Genomic DNA, 16,880 nt, shown 5'->3' with positions numbered 1-16,880 from the left:
ACAGCAAGGAGGACGTATGGCCACCGTGGAGCTGACCGCGGAGAACTTCGACGAGGTTGTCGGCGGCTCCGAGATGGTCCTGGTCGACTTCTGGGCGGGCTGGTGCGGGCCGTGCGTCCAGTTCGCCCCGACCTACGAGAAGTCCGCCCAGAAGCACACCGACATCGTCTTCGGCAAGGTCGACACCGAGGCGCAGCAGCAGCTCGCCGCGGCGTTCCAGATCCGGTCGATCCCGACCCTGATGATCGTGCGCGACGGCGTCGTGCTCTACGCGCAGCCGGGCGCGCTGCCGGAGTCGGCGCTCGAGGACCTGATCGAGCAGGCGCGCAAGGTCGACATGGAAGAAGTGCGCAAGCAGGTCTCGGAGCAGCAGGCCTGACCCCGCGGGTCAGTCCAGCGCAGCCGTGTCGCGGGGCGGGGCCACCGGGTCCCGCCCCTCGGGCTGCCCGGCCTCCATCCGCCTGCCCCGCTCCAGCTCGGCGTCCAGCTCGGCGCCGAGCAGCAGGGCCAGGTTCGAGATCCACAGCCAGACCAGGAAGATGATCACACCGGCCAGTGAGCCGTAGGTCTTGTTGTAGGAACCGAAGTTCGCCACGTAGAACGCGAACCCCAGCGATGCGGCGACCCACACCACCACGGTCAGCAGGCCGCCCGGCGTGAGCCACAGGAACCTGGGCTGCCGCACGTTCGGCGAGGCCCAGAACAGCAGGCCGATCGCCAGGCTCGCGAGCAGGAACAGCACCGGCCACTTGCCGACGTCCCAGGCCGTGACGACCGTCGAGCCCAGCCCGAGCACCTCGCCGAGCCATTCGGCCACGCCTCCGGTGAGCGTCACGCCCAGCGCCGTGAGCGCCAGCAGCACCACCACGCCGACGGTCAGGCCCAGCCGCAGCGGGACGACCTTCCAGAACGGCCTGCCCTCCTCCACGTCGTAGATCGAGTTCGCCGCGCGCATGAACGCGCCGACGTAGCCGGAAGCCGACCAGAGCGCCGTCACCAGGCCCACGATCGCCAGCAGGCCGCTGGCCTGCGACTTCCGCAGGTTCTCCAGCGCCCCGGCGATGGTGTCCTTCGCCTCGCCGGGCCCCAGCGCGTCCAGGCTGTCCACAATGGACTTGGTCGCGTCCGGGCCGAGCAGCCCCAGCAACGCGGTCAGCAGCAGCAGGCCGGGGAACACCGACAGCACCGCGTAGTAGGTGAGGGCGGCGGCCCAGTCGGTGAGGTTGTCGTCGTCGAACTCCTTGACCGTCCGCTTCAGCACGGCCCACCACGAGCGCTTCGGCAGCTGGGTGGGCGCCTCCGGTGCGTGCGCCATGGGCGACGGGTTTCCCCCGGACACGGTGCGTACACCCGCGCGATTCCGGGTAGTCGGAGGGCGAGTGGAGAGAGGAGACGGCCATGAGTCACGTCGCCGCCACCCGTCCGGCTGACCTGGGCGCCGATCGGGTCACCGCGGGTTCGACCGCGGGCGCCGACGCGGGTGTCGCCACGGGCGCGACCGCCGGTGCGACCGCGGGTGCCGCCACGCGCGTCACCGAGCGGGAACCGTCCACCGCGGAACTGGTGAACAGGCTGTCCGACCAGGTGAGCAGGCTGGCCCGGGACGAGATCCGGCTGGCCGCGGCCGAGCTGCGCACGAAGGGCAAGCGCGTCGGCACCGGCGCCGGACTGCTCGGCGGCGCGGGCGTGCTGGCCTGGTTCGGTCTGATGACGGTGCTCGCGGGGCTGGTGCTGCTGCTGGCCACCGTCATGCCGGCGTGGATCGCGGCGTTCGTCGTCGCGGTGGCCGTGTTCGTCGTCGCGGGCGTGCTCGCGCTGATCGGCCGCAAGCAGCTCCAACGCGGCACGCCGCCGGTGCCGGAAGAGGCCCTGGCGGGTGTCAAGCAGGACATCGCCACCGTGAGCGAGAGGGCACACCGATGAGCGGCAAGGACGGTCCCACCGACCCCGACGAGTTGCGCGCCGACGTCGAGCAGACCCGGCGGGAACTCGGCGACACCGTGGAAGCGCTGGTGCACAAGACCGACGTGTCCGGGCGGGTGAAGGACAAGGCGCATGAAGGAGTGGAACAGGTGAAGGAGACCGCTACGCGGGCCAACGCGGCGGTGTCGGCGGCGGCGGGCAAGACCACCGCCAAGGTGAGCCACGCCACCGACAAGGCGGGCGAGCAGGTCGGCAAGGCGGGCGCGGCGGCCGGTGTGGCCGGTGCGGCCGTCGGCGAGAAGGCCGCGGCGATCGGCGAGAAGGCGGGCGCCGTGGCGACCCAGGTCGGTCACAAGGCGGGAGAGGTGGCGGAGCAGGTGAGCCACAAGGCGAGCGAGGTCGCCGGGCAGGTCGGCGAGGTCGCCGGCCAGGTGAGCCACAAGGCCGGGCAGGTCGCGGGACAGGTCGGCGCCAAGGCCGGCGAGGTGGCCGAGCAGGTCGGCACGAAGGCCGCGCAGGCGGTCGAGTCGCTGCCGCCGCCCGTGCAGGAGCGCGTCGAGCAGGGCGTGCGGCAGGCCCGCAGGCACCCGGCGGCGGTCGCGGCCGGTGTCGCGGCGGTCGTGCTGGTGCTGTGGAGGCTCGTGCGGAGGGGACGGTGAACGTGAACAAGCTCCTGTACCGGCCCCTCGGCATGCTGTTCGGCGTGCTCGGCGGTCTGGCCGCCAGCGCGTTGTTCGGGCAGGTGTGGAAGCTGATCACCGGCACGAAGGAGGCCCCGACCCCGACCCAGAAGGACCGGGGGTGGGGCGAGGTGCTCCTGGCGGCGTCCATCCAGGGCGCGATCTTCGGTCTGGTGAAGGCCGTGATCGACCGGGGCGGCGCGACCGGCTACGACAAGCTCACCGGCGAGTGGCCCGGTGACACGAACAAGTACGACGACGACTGACCGTTCTCAGGAGCTTAGGAGCTTTCCGGAGCTTCCGGAGTCCCTTCCGGTGTCCTAGGAGGGCGGTTCGTCTTCCTCCCCGCGCCGCTCGCCCTCGCCGATGAACTGCTTCGGGTCCACGTCGAGGTCGGGCGGCTCGGGCGTGCCCGGCGAGTGCGGCGGTTCGGGGTTGATGTGCTGGTCCGGGTCGTTCGGGTCGCCTTCGAGCGGGTGTTCGGTCATGCGGTCGAGGTACCCGCGTGGGCGAGGTTCAGAACCTCGGCGTCCGCTTCTCCAGGAACGCCGCCACGCCCTCCGCGTACTCCTCGCTGTGCACGGCTTCGTCGTACAGCGCACGCACGGCGTCGTCCTCGTCGTGCTGCCCGTCCGTGATCCGGTTGACGATCTGCTTCGCGCCGCGGACGCTGACCTGCGCGCGTGCCGCGATGGTCTCCGACAGCTGCTTGACCCTGGCCTCCAGGGCGTCGGCCGGGTGGACCTCGTTAACCAGGCCGACGCGCAGTGCGGTGGCCGCGTCGACGATCTCGCCGCTGAACAGGATCTGCTTGGCCCACGCCGGGCCGACCACGTCGACGAGCTGCTTGGTGGACGTGAAGTTGTAGACGATGCCGAGCTTGGCGGGCGTGATGCCGAACCGCGCGTCGGCCGCCGCCACCCGCAGGTCGCAGGCCAGCGCGATCTCGCAGCCGCCGCCGATGCAGAAGCCCGTGATGGCGGCGATGGTCGGCTTGCCGAGGGTGGCGATGGCGCGTTCGCCGTTGTGCACGGCCTCGCTGTACCTCGCGGCGCCGTCCGCGCCCTTGCGGAGGGTGGAGAACTCGCTGATGTCCGCGCCGGCCGAGAAGTGCTCGCCGCCGCGGACGACCAGCACGCGCACGTCGTCGTCGTGCTCGACTCGGGCGAGCAGGCCGGGCAGCGCCGACCACATCTCGTAGCTCATGGCGTTGCGCTTGGCCGGGCGGTCGATCGTCAACGTCGCCACCGGGCCTGCGGTGTCGAGCCTCAGCGTCATCACCGGAGGGTAAGTCCCCGGCGGCCGTGACCGGGCGTTACCACGCTCACACTCCCGTGAGCAGCCAGAACGCCGTGCCGCCGACGATCGCGCCCAGTGCCGTGCCGACGGTGACCTGTGCCGTGGTGTGGTCGCCGAGCACGACGCGTGACCAGGCCACCAACGCCACCAGCGGTGCGGCCAGGAGGACCCAGGGGCCGTAGGTGAGCGCGAGGATGGCCACCGCGCCGGCCGCGACCGCCGCGTGGAAGGACACCTTCCAGCCGCGCACGCCGTTCACCGGGAGGGTGAACGTCACCGTGAGGCAGGCCAGCAGGCTGAGGAACATCGCCAGCGCCAGCGCGACCATGGCGCGCGGCGCGCCACCGAACACCAGCGCCGCGATGCCGACACCGAGCGACGCCACGCACACGAGCAGCGGCACCAGCCGTCCCTCGCGGTTGGTGACGTGGTGCCCGTCCCACTTCCCCCGCCGCGCGCCTCGCACGATGACCGCCATCGGCACCACCGACCCGGTCACCCCGACCACCGCGCCCCACAACAAGCTCTCCGCGACGCTCCCCGTGGCGCTCCACGCCACCAGCAGCGGCAACCCCAACACCAACACCCACGGCGCCAACACCTCCGTGACCACCCGTGCCACCGACGCCCCCACCACCACTCGCCCCTGCCCCGTCTCCTGCTCCACCCCCAAACCCTAAACCGCGCGTGTCGAACACTCAGGTCCCGCGTGTCCTACGTTCAGGTCGCGCGTGTCCTACGTTCGCGTACCCCGAGTTGAACGCTCAGAACAAGATCGACTGTTCTGAGCGTTGAACTCGCCTGTTCTGAACGTAGGACACGCGCGACGCGAACGTAGGACACGCGCGACCTGGAGGTTCGACACGCGCGGGGTTAGCGGTAGGTGTTGCGGGTGTAGGTCAGGCTGAAGTTGCCGCGGTTGGCGAAGTAGGCGGAGACGACGTAGGCCGGGTCGGTGGCAAGGAGGCCGCGGGGGATGTCGGTGCCGTCGTTGGCGTCGTCCCAGCCCCAGGCGCTGTTCGCGGCGTTGTTCTTGCCGTTGTCGCCGCGGAACGTGCCCCAGCTCGCGAACGTCGTGGAGCTGTTGCGCTGCGCCCACAGGCCACCGGCCGCGAAGGTGTCCACGAGCCGGTAGCCCACCGAACGGTCGTTGCCGCCCGACGGCACCTCGCCGGTCGCGCTCGGCACGTACACCACGCCGTCACCGCCCGGGAACTCCGCGCCGTTCCACGCGTACAAGCCGTGCCCCTTGGCTTCCTGGCGCGTGGTCGGCCGGGTGCCCTGGAGCCGCAGCGTGCCGTCGAGGTTCTCCCGGCCGGCGGTGAACGTGCTGCCGGCCGGCACGTACGAGTAGAAGTCGCTGTGCGCCACCGTGATCACGGCTTCGAGCCTGCCGAACGTCGAACCGTCCTTGCGCACGGTCGCCAGCAGGCCCTCCATGTCGTTCTCGTGCGTGAACTGCTCGAACGGGTCGGCGAAGTCCTCCCAGTCACGCGGGTGGTAGAAGCTGTAGACCAGGAACCAGTGCGTCGACGTCTCCACCACCGAGTAGTAGGCGGCGCCGGTGAGACGCGCCAACGAGTCGTCCTGCGCCTCCCAGTTGTCCAACGTGTCCCACTCGCCATCGAAGTCCACAGTGGACAGGTAGTCGGCGTCGTAGTCGGACGAGTCGGTGTCCTGGTAGTGCACCGGCGCCCAGTGGAACGCGAGTTCCGCGTCGGTCGCCGCGTGGGCGGGGGTCGTGAGGAACACCGAGAGCGTGGCTGCCGCGAACAGGGACGCGGCGATCTTGCGTGCAGGGAACATGCTCCACCTCCGTCAGGGTTGCCCGTCGGAGCCAACGGGCCGCGCTGAACCCTGGGGTGAAGCGGTGGTCAACACAAGGGGTGATTCAGGTGATCATTGCCGCTGAGGTGCTTGCCAGGCCTCGACAACCCTTCGGAACGCCGCACTCTCCGCCTCGTCGGCGCTCTTGTCCAACCGCTCCCGCACGGCGGGCAGCAACGCGTCGGCGTGCGCACGCATTCCGATGAGGACTTCCTCCAACGGAGGCGGGGTCCAGAAGTCGCCCTCCGCCATGACCAACGTCGTGCGCCCTTCCGGCAGCCACCGCACGAGCGGCTCGACGGCGCGTTCGTCACCGAGGACGGCGAGCGCCACCATGGCGGCGTGCGCGGACGGCGGCCAGTCCGTCAGCCGCGTGGCGATGTCGTCGGCGTACGGCGCGGCGTCGGTGCCCGCCGCGGCCGGCAGGTAACCGGCGACGAACCGGTTCGGCGGGTCGGGGTCGGTCAGCCACGCGGCGATCGCCGGCAGCATCGACGGGTGCAGCACGTCGACCGACTGCATCATCACGTGGTAGCGCAGCAGGACGTCGTCAAGTCCGATCACGGAGACCAGGATCTTCCGCAGCGTCGGGACGTCGTCGCCGAGTTCCCGCGCGAGCCCCGGCACACCGGTGGTGCGACGTCCGGAAACGCACCACACGGTGTCCAGCTCGAACGACTTCACGAACCCCTCTACCAGCAGCGGCAGTTGCGCCTCCTCGATCGGGACGCCCAAGTGCCGCAGCCCGAGTACCGCCGCCATCCGCACGACGACCGCGTCCGCGTCGAGCAGCCCGGCGAACCAGTCACGCGCCTGCGGCACGCCCAGCCACCCGGCCGCCAGGACGAGCGCGGCCGCCACCTCCGCGTCGGGCTCGACCGGGACGCGGTCGCGCAGCACGGGCCAGACGAGGTCGGCCTGGTCGACCGCCGCGGCCAACGCGCTCGGCACCCAGGCCCGGACGTAGCTGTCGTCGTGGTCGGTCAGCGCGAGCAGTCGGGGCAGTGCCCGTTCCCACGCGTCCGGCCACGCCGGGTCGATCGCCTCCGGCCGGGCGGTGCGCGCGACCCAGGCGATGCGGCCGATGAGCCACACCATCAACCCGGTGTCCGGCAGGGCCGGGTCCTCGACCACGTCCAGCAGCAACGGCACGACCACGGGCGCGGCCGAGTGGACGGCGTCACCGACCAGGCGCTGTTCCAGGGCGTAGAGCGTCGCCGCGTCCCAGTCGTCGGCGCGGACCTGGGCCAGCAGGTCGGCCAGGTCGGTCGCCGGGCCTTGGGCATGTTCGAGTCGATCCCACACGCGCGAACCGTAGAACATCCGGTGCCTGGTTCAGGCGGCGGGGAACATCCGGGACATGCCTGGCGGTGGGGCGAAGGGACGCCAGCGGTTGTGGCGTTGGGAGAGGCGGTCGGCGATCAGCCAGAGGACGGTGGCGTTGTAGCCGTAGCCGAGGTGGCTGGAGGCGACGGCGACGTTCTCCTGGCGGGTGTTCGGGGTGGAGATGCAGGTCTGCCAGGCGACGATGCCGTCCGACTTCGAGTACACCGACGTGGACGGCACCGGGAAGGGCGGGCGGGTGTGTTCCGGTGGTGGCATGTCGGCGCCCGCGACGTAGAACCTCGCCAGCAGTCGGTACACCGGGTTGACCCTCGTCTGGCGCAGGTCCGTCATGGCGTACGGGCTGCCCAGGGTGATCACCTGGCGGACCATGCCGGGGTGTTCGCGGGCCAGTTCGCGGGCGAAGATGCCGCCCAGCGACCAGCCGACGATGCCCACCTTGCCGCTCACGGCCAGTTCCCGCAGCAGGTCGCGCATACCGCGCACGACGCCGACCGACGGGCCGATGTTCAGGCCGAGACCCCAGCCGTGGACGTCGTAGCCGAGGCCGGTGAGGAACTTGCGCAACGTCGCGGTCGAGGCGTCGGTCGCGCCCAGACCCGGCAGCACCAGGACGGTGTGGCCGTCGCCGCTCGGGGCGGCCCGCAGCAACGAACGGGTGGCCGCGAACTGGCCGATGCCGACGGCGGTGCGGGTCGGTTCGGTGAGGTACCAGAGCAGTCCCGGCGCCGGACCTGAGTCGACCGCAGCCTCGACCGCAGACTTGACCACCGACTCGACCGCAGGCTCTTCGCGCAGGTCAGGGTGGTCCGGTGGGACGTGCGGCAGTGCTGACATGGCCCCTCCCCCGCTCCGCGTCGAGCGCGAACCCCAGGTAACCATGATGTTTCGTCACGGTTGATTCCGCCAGTACCGGTGAGTATCGATTCTTGCGGCGTGTGGGTGCGGAGGGCAGTGGGTGCGGGGAGGGGTGGTGGTCGGAGGGCTGTCCTGGACCGTTGGGTTGGTGCGGGCCTACGGTCTGGCGATGGACCGGATGAGTGCCATGGATGCGGGTTTCTTCTTCATCGAGGACGAGAACGTGCCCATGCACGTCGGGTCGGTCCTGGTGTTCGAGGGGCCGGCGCCGTCGTATGGCGATGTGGTGCGGTTGTTCGCGGCCAAGTTGGGGACCGTGCCCCGCTACCGGCAGCGGGTGAAGGCGTTGCCGTTGCACGTCGGCCGGCCCGTGTGGGTGGACGACGAGCACTTCCAGATCCTGTACCACGTCCGGCACACCGCCGTGCCGTCGCCGGGCGCGGACGACCAGCTCCGCAACCTCGCCGGACGGCTCTTCGCGCAACGACTCGACCTGGCCAAGCCGTTGTGGGAGGTCTGGTTGGTCGAGGGCCTGGAAGACGGTCGGTGGGCGATCATCTCCAAGGTCCACCACTGCCTGATCGACGGCATCGCGGGCAGTGACCTCATGCAGGTGCTGCTGGACTGGCGCGAGGACGCGCCGCTGCCCGAGCCGGTGCGGTGGCAGCCGGCCGCCAGCCCGTCGACCCTGGACCTCGTCGTGGACGGCGTGCGGGACGCGGTGCTGACGCCCGTCACGAACCTGGCCAAGTTCCCGGCGCTGGCCAAGCGGTTGCGCAGCGGTTCGGAGGTGCTGGACTTCGGCCGTGCCGTGCTGGGCAGCCTGCCGACGACCGCCCGACGGCTCGCCGCCGGCACCCCGAAGACCTTGAACGGACCGATCGGACCACACCGGCGGTGGGTGTGGGCACGGGCGGACCTCGCCGAGATCAAGGCCGTCCGCCGGGTCACCGGTGGCACGGTGAACGACGTCATCCTCGCGGCGGTGACGCACGGATTCCGCGACCTGCTCGCCAAGCGCGACGACCTGGCCGACGGTCAGGTGGTGCGCAGCATGGTGCCGGTGTCGATGCGGTCGTCCGCCGAGCGCGGCGTGCTGAACAACCGGGTCAGTGCCGTGTTGGTGAACCTCCCTGTCAGTGAGCCGGACCCGTTGGCGCGACTGGCCTCGATCCGGGAACAGATGGACGACCTCAAGAGCAGCCGTCAGGCGGCCGGCGCCGACGTGCTCACGAACCTCTCCAACTTCGCCTCCCCCACCCTCCTGGCGCTCGGGTCGCGCACCGCCATGCGCTTCCCCCAGCAGCTGTTGCAGACGGTCACGACCAACGTGCCCGGCCCCCGCATCCCGTTGTTCATGCTGGGCAGGCGGCTGTCCGAGATCTACCCGTACGTGCCGATCGCCAGCACCATGCGCGTCAGCGTCGGCATCTTCTCCTACCTCGACCAGATCACCTTCGGCATCAACGCGGACTTCGACGGCGTGCCGGACGTCCAGGTGCTCGCCGACGGCATCCGCGCGGGCTTCGACGAACTGGTCACCTCGACCGCGAGCTGAGCTGATCGGCCGCCACCGCGCCCGCCAGCTCGACCGCCTCCGCCGCCACCTCGCTGATCCTGGTCAGGGCCTTGGGATCGACGTACAGCTCCACGTCCTGACCGATCTTGAACACCACCGCACCCCCTCCCGGCTCCACCTCGTAGTTGATCCACACGTCACTCGGCACCTGCGCCCACAGGTGCACCTGGGCCCGACCCATCACGCCTCCTGACTTCGCGTCTGTTATGATCGTGCCGAGCTTCGGTAATATTAGCAAGTGGCACAACCCGATCGGGTGATGAATCATGGCAATGTCACCGTCTGTAGCCGGCTGGGAGTTGGGTCTACGGCTGCGCGAGCGCCGCGAGCTGATGGACGTCACCGCCGTGTCGGCCGGGAAGGCCATCGACACGAGCCAGTCCTACATCTCGGGCGTCGAGAACGGGAAGCTCAAGATCAACGCGCGCAAGCTGGCCGAACTCGCCACCGTGCTCGAGTTCGACGAGGCGGAGATCGAGGAACTGCAAGAACTCCGCGAGGCGGCCGGCCAACGCGCCTGGTGGAGTCCCTATTCCGCCATGTTCAGCTCGGACATGCTGCGCTACTTCGGCTTCGAGCACGGTGCCGAGGCCATCCGCGCCTACAACGCGGGCCTGATCAGCGGACTGCTCCAGACCAAGGAATACGCGTTGGCCGTCATGCACGGAGGTGGGCCGAGCATCCGCCTCGCCGAGGCCAACCGCCGGGTCGAGGTGCGCATGAAGCGGCAGGAACGGCTCGACGACAAGGACGACCCGCTCCGGCTCACCGCGCTCATCACCGAATCCGCGCTGAGGCAGCAGGTCGGCGGGCGCGAGGTGATGGCCGCGCAGTTGCGACACCTGGCCGACAAGATCGAGCAACTGCCGGACACCCTCGACGTGCGGATCATCCCGTTCTCCGCCGATTACTACAACGCGCTCGGCGGTTCGAACTTCTACATCTTCGGCTTCTCCAGCAGCCGGTTGCCCGAGTTGGTGTGGCAGGAGACGATCACGTCCACGGATCTGATTGATCAACCGATGCGGATGCGTGAGTACAATTTGGCCCACGACCAGGCCTTGGGTTACGCCCTCGGCCGGACCGAATCGCTTGGTCTGATCGAGCAGATCCGCAGGGAGCTTGAGTGAAGGACCGCACCGACCGCAGTGACTGGTTCAAGTCGAGTCGCAGCGCGGACAACCCGTCGTGCGTCGAGGTCCGGTTCGTGCCCGACGCGATCGACGTCCGCGACTCGAAGAACCCCACCGGTCCGGTGCTGTCGTTCCCCCGCTCCGCCTGGACGAAGTTCCTCAACCGCTGAGGCGCGACGTCTCCAGCCAGTCCCTGATCCTCGAAGCCACCAGCTCCGGCACCTCCAGCTGCGGCACGTGGCCGACGCCTGCCAGGACGTCGAACCGCCACGACGGGTTGCGGCGGGCCGCTTCCCGAGCCGACGCCACCGGGACCAGGCGGTCCTGGTCGCCCGCCATCAGGTACACGGGCACGCGGACCCTGCTCATCGCCGCGTAGTACCGCCGCCGGGTGGCGCCGGTCCACACGACCGACCGCGCCGCCGTCAGGAACGCCTCGTCCAGCCCCGGGATCTCGGCGCGCTGCTCCAGCAACGACATCGACGCCAGGACCATCTCCTCGGGCACGGCCTTCGCGTTCGCGCACACGAGGTTCAGCACCCGCTTCACCTGCCGGCGCGTCGACACTCCGGCCCGCGACTTCGCCAGGAACCACTGCCCCAGCCCCGGCACGGCGTACATCGCGAACGCCGCCGTCACCTGCGGGTCCAACCGTGCGCCCAGCGCCAGCGGCACGGCCGGGTCCAGCAGCGCCAGCGCGGTCACGGACGCGGGACGGCGGGCGGCGTGCAGGATCGCGATCATCCCGCCCATCGAGTTGCCGACGAGCACGGCGGGCTCGCCGACCACCTCGGCGAGGAACCGCTCCAGCAGCCGCGCGTTGGCGGGCACCGTCGTGGCACGTCCCTCGGGGTGGGTGAGCCCGAACCCGGCCAGGTCGACGGCCAGCACGCGGTACCGGTCGACCAGGTGGGGCGCGAGCAGGCACCAGTTGAGGTGCGAGCCGCCCAGGCCGTGCACGAGCACCATCGGCGGTCCCTCGCCGCCGAAGTCGACGTAGTGCACCGGAGCGCCGTCCAGGTCGACGTGCCGGCTCGTCCCGCCCCAGTGGTCGAGTGTGGTCATACCGGTCAGTATGTCCCGGACGTGTCCCCGCCTGGACAGGGGCCCGAAGTCACCTAATGTGGTGAACATGATCGTGTGGATCAACGGTGCGTTCGGCGCGGGCAAGACGACGTTGGCCGAGGAGCTGGGTCGGCGGCTGCCGGACGCCCTGTCGTTCGACCCCGAGCACGTCGGTTTCCTGCTCCGCTTCAGCGCGCCGCCGCCGGAGACCGGCGACTTCCAGGACATCCCGCTGTGGCGCAAGCTGACCGCCGAACTCGCCATCGGCCTGCACCGTGATTACGGACGGCACGTCGTCACGCCGATGACCCTGGTCGAGACGGCCTACCGGGAGGAAATCTTCAAGCTCCTCGCCGCCGCGGACGTCCCCCTGCTGCACGTGTTCCTCGACGTGCCGCCCGACGAGCTGCGCCGCCGCATCAACGCCCAGGTCCTGGACCCGCACAACCCCCAGGCCGACGCCGACGCCCGCGCCTTCCGCCTCCGCAACGTCGACCGCTGCGTCGCCGCACGGGACACCCTGCCCGCGGACACGCTGGTCCTCCGAGGCGACCTGCACACCCCGGAGCACCTGGCGGACCAGGTCCTGGCCGCGCTCTAGACCGACGGCGGCCCGGCGGCGATCCGGTCCCGCACGGCGTCGACGGTGGTCTCCCAGTCCGACTCGATCCACCAGGTCGCGCCCGCGTCGGCCCACGCCCCCACGTCGGACGCCATGCCCTCGGCGATCACGTCGAACCCGTCCCACGGCAGCCCGAGGGACGTGCGCAGCTCCCGCGCCTCCGCCACCACGGCCGCCAACTCGGCCGGGTCCGCCGGACCGCGCGCCTCGCCGCCGTCGATCACGTTCGGCAGCAGCCCGTCCCACGCCACCGCGCGCCGCATCGACGCGGGACGGCCGAACGCGCCCACCACCCACACCGGCACCCGAGGCCGCTGCACGGGTGGCGGAGGTGGGAAGAAGTCCGTTTCCCGCACGTCGTAGCGCTGCCCGCGGAACGAGAACGGCTGACCGCGCATCAGCCCGTCGTACACCGCCAAGCCCTCGTCCAGCAGCAACGCCCGCTCGGCCCGGCTGGTCTCGCGCTCGAACGCCGTCCAGCCGGGGTGCAGCGCGCCCAGCCCCACCGACAGCTGCACGCGCCCACCCGACAACCGGTCCAGCGTCGCCGCCCTGGACGCCACGTCCCACGGCTTGAACCGGGGCAACGGCGTCAGCATCGTGCCCAGCCGCAGCGACGACGTGCGCATCGCCGCCGCCGTCAACGCCACCCACGCGTCGACACCCCACACCGCCTCGGCCAGGAACACGCCGTCCCAGCCGCACTCCTCCGCCAACGCCGCGCTCGACGCCACGTCCGGCGCGTCGAAGAACGGCAGCACGATCCCGCAACGCATGCCGGCAGCGTGCCACACGCCGATCACGTCACCGCGGCGAAGCGGGACGCGGTCCACGTGCCGAGGGCGACCTCCGCGGTGATGCCGGGGCCGAACCCGGCGATGACACCTCGGGCCCCGTCCTCCGCCCCGCCGTCGGCGAACAGCCGTTCCAGGGCGTCGAGGATGACGACGCTGGCCACGTTGCCGCGGTCGGTGAGCGTCATCCTGCTGTACCGGAACGTCTCCGGCGGCAGCCGCAGGTGCTTGCCCAGGTCGTCCAGGATCCGCGGCCCGCCCGCGTGCACGATGTAGAAGTCGAGGCCGCCGATGTCCCAGCCGTGAGGTTCGGCCATGTCCCGCATGGCGGGCGCCAGCACGGACATCGTGCCGGGCACGCGCTTGTCCAGCAGGAAGTGGAACCCGGTGTCGCGTACCTCGTAGGCGATCCAGTCCTCGGTGTCGGGCACCAGGCGCGAGCTGTTCCGCTCGATCCGCACGCCCGAGCCACCCTCGCCCCGCATCACGGCGGCGCCCAGCGCGTCGCCGAACAGGCCGTTGGACAGCAGGTTGCCGACGTTGAGGTCCGTCGGCTGGTACAGCAGCGAGCAGAACTCGCACGCCACGATCAGCACGTTCGACCGGGGGTAGGCGGTGCAGAAGTCGTGCGCCCGGTTGATCGCCGCACCGCCCGCGGCACAGCCCAGCTGCGCGATCGGGAGTTGCCGGGTGGACGACCGGAACCCCATCGTGTTGATCAGCCAGGCCGTCATCGACGGCATCATGAAACCGGTGCACGAGACGTACACGATCAGGTCGATGTCGGTGGCGGCCAGGTCGGCGTGGTCCAGCGCCCGCCGCACCACGTCCGGCACCCGGGACTTGGCCTCCTTCTCGTAGAGCGCGTTGCGCACGGCGAAGCCGGGGTGCTTCAGGGTGTCCTCGATCGGCTGGAGGATGTGCCTGGTCTGGACGCCGGTGTTGCCGATGAGCCGCAACGCGAGGTCGAGTTGCGGGTGGTCGCGGTGCAGGACCCTGGCCAGCGCCAGGGTCTGCTCCCGCGTGATGAGGTGCTCGGGCACCGCGATGGCGGGCCGGCACAGCGTGGCCACCGGTCCCTACCAGGTGACGGGCAGCGCGAGCGGGTACCGCCAGATCGAGACGGTGTTCCACCGCACGTCCCGCGCCGGCACGGCCAGCCGCAGGGTCGGGAACCGGGCCAGCAGCCCGCCCACGGCCATTTGGAGGACCATGCGGGCCAGGTGGGAGCCCAGGCAGTGGTGGCTGCCGTGGCCGAACGTCAGGTGCGGCACGGTGTGCTCGCGGTCGAAGTCGAGCTCGTCGGGCCGCTCGTAGGCGAGCCCGTCGCGGTTGGCGGTCAGGTACGACACGTGGACCGCGTCGCCCGCCTTGATCGTCACGCCGCCCACCTCGACGTCCTCCAGCGCGACGCGCGGGATGCCGACGCCCTGGCGGAACGGGATGTACCGCAGCAGTTCCTCGATGGCCCGGGGCAGCGACTCCGGTCTCGACCGCAGCCGCTCCAGGTGCTCCGGGTGCGTGAGCAGCGTGTACGTGATGTCGCCGATCTCGTACGTGGTGGTGTCGTGGCCGGTGACGACCAGGAGCATAGTCAGCACGGACAGCTCCGCGTCGGTCAGCACGTCGTCGCCCGCGCGGGCGGTGGCGAGGGCGCTGACCAGGTCGTCACCCGGGTCGCGGCGGCGTGCGGCGGTGAGCCGGTCGAAGTAGGCGCGCATCCGGGCCTTGGCGTCGGCGGCGGCGTCGCGGTCGGCGGGGCTCATCGACATCATGGTCGTCGCCCACCGCCGCAGCGCCGGCCGGTCGGGTTCGGGGATCGCCAGCAGCTCGCAGATCGTCATCAGGGGCAGCCGGTCCGCCAGGTGCTCGACCACGTCCGCCGGCGGGCCGTGCTCGACCATGGCGTCCAGCAGGTCGTCCACGGTCCGCCGCGCCCACGGTCGCAGCGCCTCGACCTGGGGTGTGGTGAACGCCTTGGCGACCAGCCTGCGGACCCGGTGGAGCGCCGGCGGGTCCATCAGGTTGATCGCCTCGCGCTGGGCGATGGGCGCCGGGGTGATGCGCGGGAAGTCCCGGCCGATCAGCGCGGCCCGGCTGAACCTCCGGTCCGAGGTGACCGCGCGGACGTCGTTGTGGCGCGTCACCAGCCACGCGTCGCCCTCGCCGTACGGCAGGCGGACCTTGGCGACCGGGGCCTCGGTCCGCATCCGGGTCAGGAACGGGTCCGGTTCCAGTGCCTCGTCGTGGCGGAAGGGACAGCTCGGCACGGCCTCGCGGTCGTGCGTCCGGACGTTCACCACGACAGTCCTCTCTGCGGCGGCGGATCTCATCCTTTCCATCGAACACGTCGCCGTGCCGCCGTGCCCCGGCCCGAGGGCGGGTTCACCAGTTGTCGCGGTTCTCCCACCGGTTCGGGGACCGGCGGCCGACGGCGCGCTCACTCTCCGAGCCGGCGTTTTCCACTCGTTCAGGCACTCAACCGCCCTTCATGGAGCTCAGGCGCGGTGCCGCGCAGCCGTTCGAAGCAGGTCAGCACGTGCCGCAGCTCGCGTCGTCGGCCGGCTCCGCGAACGGGATCGGGCAGGACGGCGCGTGCGCGCACGCGGCCAGGTCTTCGCAGCCGAAGTCGAGCGCGGTGCGCAGGGTGTCGCGGATGACGCCCAGGTCGGCGATCCTGGCCTCCACCTCGGCGAGCTTGGCCACGACCCGGTCCGCCAACCCCGGCTCACGGCCCGAGCCGAGCCGTCGGCGGCGCACGTCGAGCAGGTCGGAGATCTCCTCCAGGGTGAACCCGAGCCGCTGCCCCGCCTTGATCATCCGCAGCACGGTGAGCGCTTCCGGCGGGTAGACGCGGTGGCCGCCCGACGTCCGCGGCGGCTCGGACAGCAGCCCCCGGCGCTCGTAGTAGCGCAACGTCTGGTGGTTCACCCCGGCCGCCTCGGCGAGCTGGCCGCTGCGCAGCCCGGTCACGCCGCCTCACCCGCCCGGTGCTGCAGGGCGTCGAGCACGTCGACGTGCTCGCTGGTGACGGAGACGTCCAGCCGCACCTGCCCGGCCTCGGCCACGACGGCGAACGCGAAGAACGAGCAGCACGCGGTCTCGCGCACGGCCAGCGCCGCCGCCCGTGCCGCCACCTCGGGCGTCGGGTCGAGGGTGACGCGCAGGTGGGTCGGGTCCGGGCGCTCCACGTCGCCCGTGGTGAACAGCCCGTCGAACTCCGCCTCCCGCAGCGGGCGTTCGGCGGTCGGCAGCGTGCACGCGGTCGGCGCCCACTCGTCTGTGCTCATGACGCCACGGTAAGCCTGTACCTCGGTACCGGGTGCAAGGTCAGAACAGGGGCGTGAAGACGCACTCGTAACCGGTTCTCAACCCCGGCTTGTGGGTGGCGGCCAGCCAGAACTCGCCGGGACGCACGACGCCGCCCAGGAAGCCGTCGTGGATGTGGGCGACGACGGTGGTGGGCGGGCTCTGGGGCCCGACCAGCAGCCGCACGCGCGCCGTCCGGCCGGTGGTGAAGTACACGGAGACGTAGCCGAACGTCTTGGCCTGGTAGACGGTGTCGAGGGCCGCCGGGAAGCGCGGCTCGTGCGGCGGGCGGTCCCTGTCGGAGGTCAGCTCGGCCAGCAGTCCGGTCAGCTGCTCGACGCGGCCTTCCAGCTGCTGGATCCGGGCGTGCAGCGCCTCGTCCCTCGGCTCGACCACGTCGTCACCCCTCGTCATGTCGGGGAGGACGGTTCCTCACCCGGTCGATCA

General features: G+C 70.9%; 23 protein-coding genes. 8 read left to right on the top strand and 15 right to left on the bottom strand.

The window, feature by feature from the left end; translation table 11 throughout:
- The first annotated feature begins 16 nt into the window (after positions 1 to 16).
- Entirely contained in the window at positions 17 to 379 is a 363-nt protein-coding gene (gene trxA / locus ADK67_RS09130; protein WP_053715961.1) for a thioredoxin, read from the top strand.
- 9 nt (positions 380 to 388) lie between these two features.
- Here trxA and ADK67_RS09125 read toward each other — a convergent pair whose 3' ends face one another.
- Positions 389 to 1,315 carry a YihY/virulence factor BrkB family protein gene (locus tag ADK67_RS09125; protein WP_053715960.1) on the bottom strand — a complete coding sequence of 309 codons (927 nt, stop codon included), beginning with the start codon at positions 1,313 to 1,315 and terminating at the stop codon, positions 389 to 391.
- 83 nt (positions 1,316 to 1,398) lie between these two features.
- Between ADK67_RS09125 and ADK67_RS09120 the strand changes: the two genes are divergently transcribed.
- Genes ADK67_RS09120 through ADK67_RS09110 form a run of 3 tightly spaced genes read left to right on the top strand, consistent with a single transcriptional unit; the run spans position 1,399 to position 2,869 of the window.
- On the top strand, positions 1,399 to 1,923 hold the full coding sequence (locus tag ADK67_RS09120; RefSeq protein WP_082403321.1) for a phage holin family protein: 525 nt from the start codon (positions 1,399 to 1,401) through the stop codon (positions 1,921 to 1,923).
- Positions 1,920 to 2,582: a DUF3618 domain-containing protein gene (locus tag ADK67_RS09115; RefSeq protein WP_053715959.1), complete on the top strand. Its 663-nt coding sequence runs from the start codon at positions 1,920 to 1,922 to the stop codon at positions 2,580 to 2,582. Before ADK67_RS09120 ends, ADK67_RS09115 begins: the two co-directional genes overlap by 4 nt.
- Before the next feature lie 2 nt (positions 2,583 to 2,584).
- Positions 2,585 to 2,869, top strand: a complete 285-nt coding sequence (locus ADK67_RS09110; RefSeq protein ID WP_082403335.1) for a DUF4235 domain-containing protein — start codon at positions 2,585 to 2,587, stop codon at positions 2,867 to 2,869.
- A gap of 54 nt (positions 2,870 to 2,923) precedes the next feature.
- Here ADK67_RS09110 and ADK67_RS50620 read toward each other — a convergent pair whose 3' ends face one another.
- From ADK67_RS50620 to ADK67_RS09085, 6 genes are all read right to left on the bottom strand, one after another.
- On the bottom strand, positions 2,924 to 3,091 hold the full coding sequence (locus tag ADK67_RS50620) for a hypothetical protein (protein ID WP_157620030.1): 168 nt from the start codon (positions 3,089 to 3,091) through the stop codon (positions 2,924 to 2,926).
- A 28-nt stretch (positions 3,092 to 3,119) separates the two neighbouring features.
- Positions 3,120 to 3,881, bottom strand: a complete 762-nt coding sequence (locus tag ADK67_RS09105) for an enoyl-CoA hydratase/isomerase family protein (protein ID WP_053715958.1) — start codon at positions 3,879 to 3,881, stop codon at positions 3,120 to 3,122.
- Between the two features lie 46 nt (positions 3,882 to 3,927).
- Positions 3,928 to 4,569: a hypothetical protein gene (locus tag ADK67_RS09100; protein ID WP_157620029.1), complete on the bottom strand. Its 642-nt coding sequence runs from the start codon at positions 4,567 to 4,569 to the stop codon at positions 3,928 to 3,930.
- A 206-nt stretch (positions 4,570 to 4,775) separates the two neighbouring features.
- Positions 4,776 to 5,708 (bottom strand): hypothetical protein, encoded by a 933-nt coding sequence (locus ADK67_RS09095; protein WP_053715956.1) that lies wholly within the window; start codon positions 5,706 to 5,708, stop codon positions 4,776 to 4,778.
- 93 nt (positions 5,709 to 5,801) lie between these two features.
- Positions 5,802 to 7,034, bottom strand: coding sequence for a hypothetical protein (locus ADK67_RS09090; RefSeq protein WP_157620028.1), 1,233 nt, complete (start codon positions 7,032 to 7,034; stop codon positions 5,802 to 5,804).
- A 30-nt stretch (positions 7,035 to 7,064) separates the two neighbouring features.
- Positions 7,065 to 7,910 carry an esterase/lipase family protein gene (locus tag ADK67_RS09085; RefSeq protein WP_157620027.1) on the bottom strand — a complete coding sequence of 282 codons (846 nt, stop codon included), beginning with the start codon at positions 7,908 to 7,910 and terminating at the stop codon, positions 7,065 to 7,067.
- Between the two features lie 190 nt (positions 7,911 to 8,100).
- On the opposite strand from ADK67_RS09085, the gene ADK67_RS09080 reads away from it, so the two are divergent.
- Positions 8,101 to 9,489, top strand: coding sequence for a WS/DGAT/MGAT family O-acyltransferase (locus ADK67_RS09080; protein ID WP_053716074.1), 1,389 nt, complete (start codon positions 8,101 to 8,103; stop codon positions 9,487 to 9,489).
- Here ADK67_RS09080 and ADK67_RS09075 read toward each other — a convergent pair.
- Positions 9,470 to 9,691 carry a hypothetical protein gene (locus ADK67_RS09075; protein ID WP_053715954.1) on the bottom strand — a complete coding sequence of 74 codons (222 nt, stop codon included), beginning with the start codon at positions 9,689 to 9,691 and terminating at the stop codon, positions 9,470 to 9,472. The two genes, ADK67_RS09080 and ADK67_RS09075, sit on opposite strands and share 20 nt — an antisense overlap.
- An 85-nt stretch (positions 9,692 to 9,776) precedes the next feature.
- On the opposite strand from ADK67_RS09075, the gene ADK67_RS09070 reads away from it, so the two are divergent.
- Entirely contained in the window at positions 9,777 to 10,640 is an 864-nt protein-coding gene (locus ADK67_RS09070) for a helix-turn-helix domain-containing protein (RefSeq protein ID WP_053715953.1), read from the top strand.
- Entirely contained in the window at positions 10,637 to 10,813 is a 177-nt protein-coding gene (locus ADK67_RS48170; RefSeq protein ID WP_063797539.1) for a DUF397 domain-containing protein, read from the top strand. Before ADK67_RS09070 ends, ADK67_RS48170 begins: the two co-directional genes overlap by 4 nt.
- On the opposite strand, the gene ADK67_RS09065 is transcribed toward ADK67_RS48170, so the two are convergent.
- Positions 10,803 to 11,708 carry an alpha/beta fold hydrolase gene (locus tag ADK67_RS09065; RefSeq protein WP_053715952.1) on the bottom strand — a complete coding sequence of 302 codons (906 nt, stop codon included), beginning with the start codon at positions 11,706 to 11,708 and terminating at the stop codon, positions 10,803 to 10,805. The genes ADK67_RS48170 and ADK67_RS09065 overlap by 11 nt on opposite strands.
- Before the next feature lie 67 nt (positions 11,709 to 11,775).
- Between ADK67_RS09065 and ADK67_RS09060 the strand changes: the two genes are divergently transcribed.
- The gene (locus ADK67_RS09060) at positions 11,776 to 12,309 is read left to right on the top strand and encodes an AAA family ATPase (RefSeq protein ID WP_053716073.1); all 534 of its coding nucleotides are present in this window, start codon (positions 11,776 to 11,778) and stop codon (positions 12,307 to 12,309) included.
- On the opposite strand, the gene ADK67_RS09055 is transcribed toward ADK67_RS09060, so the two are convergent.
- The 6 genes from ADK67_RS09055 to ADK67_RS09030 form a co-directional block, all read right to left on the bottom strand.
- Positions 12,306 to 13,106: an LLM class flavin-dependent oxidoreductase gene (locus tag ADK67_RS09055; RefSeq protein ID WP_053716072.1), complete on the bottom strand. Its 801-nt coding sequence runs from the start codon at positions 13,104 to 13,106 to the stop codon at positions 12,306 to 12,308. The two genes, ADK67_RS09060 and ADK67_RS09055, sit on opposite strands and share 4 nt — an antisense overlap.
- A 23-nt stretch (positions 13,107 to 13,129) precedes the next feature.
- Entirely contained in the window at positions 13,130 to 14,197 is a 1,068-nt protein-coding gene (locus ADK67_RS09050) for a type III polyketide synthase (RefSeq protein ID WP_053715951.1), read from the bottom strand.
- Between the two features lie 6 nt (positions 14,198 to 14,203).
- Complete coding sequence (locus ADK67_RS09045; RefSeq protein ID WP_197289348.1) at positions 14,204 to 15,424, bottom strand: cytochrome P450; 1,221 nt, start codon at positions 15,422 to 15,424, stop codon at positions 14,204 to 14,206.
- Between the two features lie 232 nt (positions 15,425 to 15,656).
- A complete protein-coding gene (locus ADK67_RS09040) occupies positions 15,657 to 16,097 on the bottom strand; it encodes a MerR family transcriptional regulator (RefSeq protein WP_053715949.1) in 441 nt (146 codons plus the stop codon).
- Positions 16,094 to 16,414: a hypothetical protein gene (locus ADK67_RS09035; protein WP_053715948.1), complete on the bottom strand. Its 321-nt coding sequence runs from the start codon at positions 16,412 to 16,414 to the stop codon at positions 16,094 to 16,096. Before ADK67_RS09035 ends, ADK67_RS09040 begins: the two co-directional genes overlap by 4 nt.
- Positions 16,415 to 16,454: 40 nt before the next feature.
- Positions 16,455 to 16,847, bottom strand: a complete 393-nt coding sequence (locus tag ADK67_RS09030; protein WP_053715947.1) for a hypothetical protein — start codon at positions 16,845 to 16,847, stop codon at positions 16,455 to 16,457.
- Positions 16,848 to 16,880 lie beyond the last annotated feature (33 nt).

It is taken from the genome of Saccharothrix sp. NRRL B-16348, assembly GCF_001280085.1.
Classification (GTDB): domain Bacteria; phylum Actinomycetota; class Actinomycetes; order Mycobacteriales; family Pseudonocardiaceae; genus Actinosynnema.
Note: the sequence above shows the minus strand (reverse complement) of the source record. Positions and strands in the feature narration are given on the sequence as shown.

What these genes read in the sequence shown, in the direction of transcription:
- trxA (WP_053715961.1), top strand. Translation starts at nt 17, where the DNA reads ATGGCCACCGTGGAGCTGACCGCGGAGAACTTCGACGAGGTTGTCGGC.
- ADK67_RS09125 (WP_053715960.1), bottom strand. Translation starts at nt 1,315, where the DNA reads ATGGCGCACGCACCGGAGGCGCCCACCCAGCTGCCGAAGCGCTCGTGG.
- ADK67_RS09120 (WP_082403321.1), top strand. Translation starts at nt 1,399, where the DNA reads ATGAGTCACGTCGCCGCCACCCGTCCGGCTGACCTGGGCGCCGATCGG.
- ADK67_RS09115 (WP_053715959.1), top strand. Translation starts at nt 1,920, where the DNA reads ATGAGCGGCAAGGACGGTCCCACCGACCCCGACGAGTTGCGCGCCGAC.
- ADK67_RS50620 (WP_157620030.1), bottom strand. Translation starts at nt 3,091, where the DNA reads ATGACCGAACACCCGCTCGAAGGCGACCCGAACGACCCGGACCAGCAC.
- ADK67_RS09105 (WP_053715958.1), bottom strand. Translation starts at nt 3,881, where the DNA reads ATGACGCTGAGGCTCGACACCGCAGGCCCGGTGGCGACGTTGACGATC.
- ADK67_RS09095 (WP_053715956.1), bottom strand. Translation starts at nt 5,708, where the DNA reads ATGTTCCCTGCACGCAAGATCGCCGCGTCCCTGTTCGCGGCAGCCACG.
- ADK67_RS09085 (WP_157620027.1), bottom strand. Translation starts at nt 7,910, where the DNA reads ATGTCAGCACTGCCGCACGTCCCACCGGACCACCCTGACCTGCGCGAA.
- ADK67_RS09080 (WP_053716074.1), top strand. Translation starts at nt 8,101, where the DNA reads ATGGACCGGATGAGTGCCATGGATGCGGGTTTCTTCTTCATCGAGGAC.
- ADK67_RS09075 (WP_053715954.1), bottom strand. Translation starts at nt 9,691, where the DNA reads ATGGGTCGGGCCCAGGTGCACCTGTGGGCGCAGGTGCCGAGTGACGTG.
- ADK67_RS09070 (WP_053715953.1), top strand. Translation starts at nt 9,777, where the DNA reads ATGGCAATGTCACCGTCTGTAGCCGGCTGGGAGTTGGGTCTACGGCTG.
- ADK67_RS09065 (WP_053715952.1), bottom strand. Translation starts at nt 11,708, where the DNA reads ATGACCACACTCGACCACTGGGGCGGGACGAGCCGGCACGTCGACCTG.
- ADK67_RS09060 (WP_053716073.1), top strand. Translation starts at nt 11,776, where the DNA reads ATGATCGTGTGGATCAACGGTGCGTTCGGCGCGGGCAAGACGACGTTG.
- ADK67_RS09055 (WP_053716072.1), bottom strand. Translation starts at nt 13,106, where the DNA reads ATGCGTTGCGGGATCGTGCTGCCGTTCTTCGACGCGCCGGACGTGGCG.
- ADK67_RS09035 (WP_053715948.1), bottom strand. Translation starts at nt 16,414, where the DNA reads ATGAGCACAGACGAGTGGGCGCCGACCGCGTGCACGCTGCCGACCGCC.
- ADK67_RS09030 (WP_053715947.1), bottom strand. Translation starts at nt 16,847, where the DNA reads ATGACGAGGGGTGACGACGTGGTCGAGCCGAGGGACGAGGCGCTGCAC.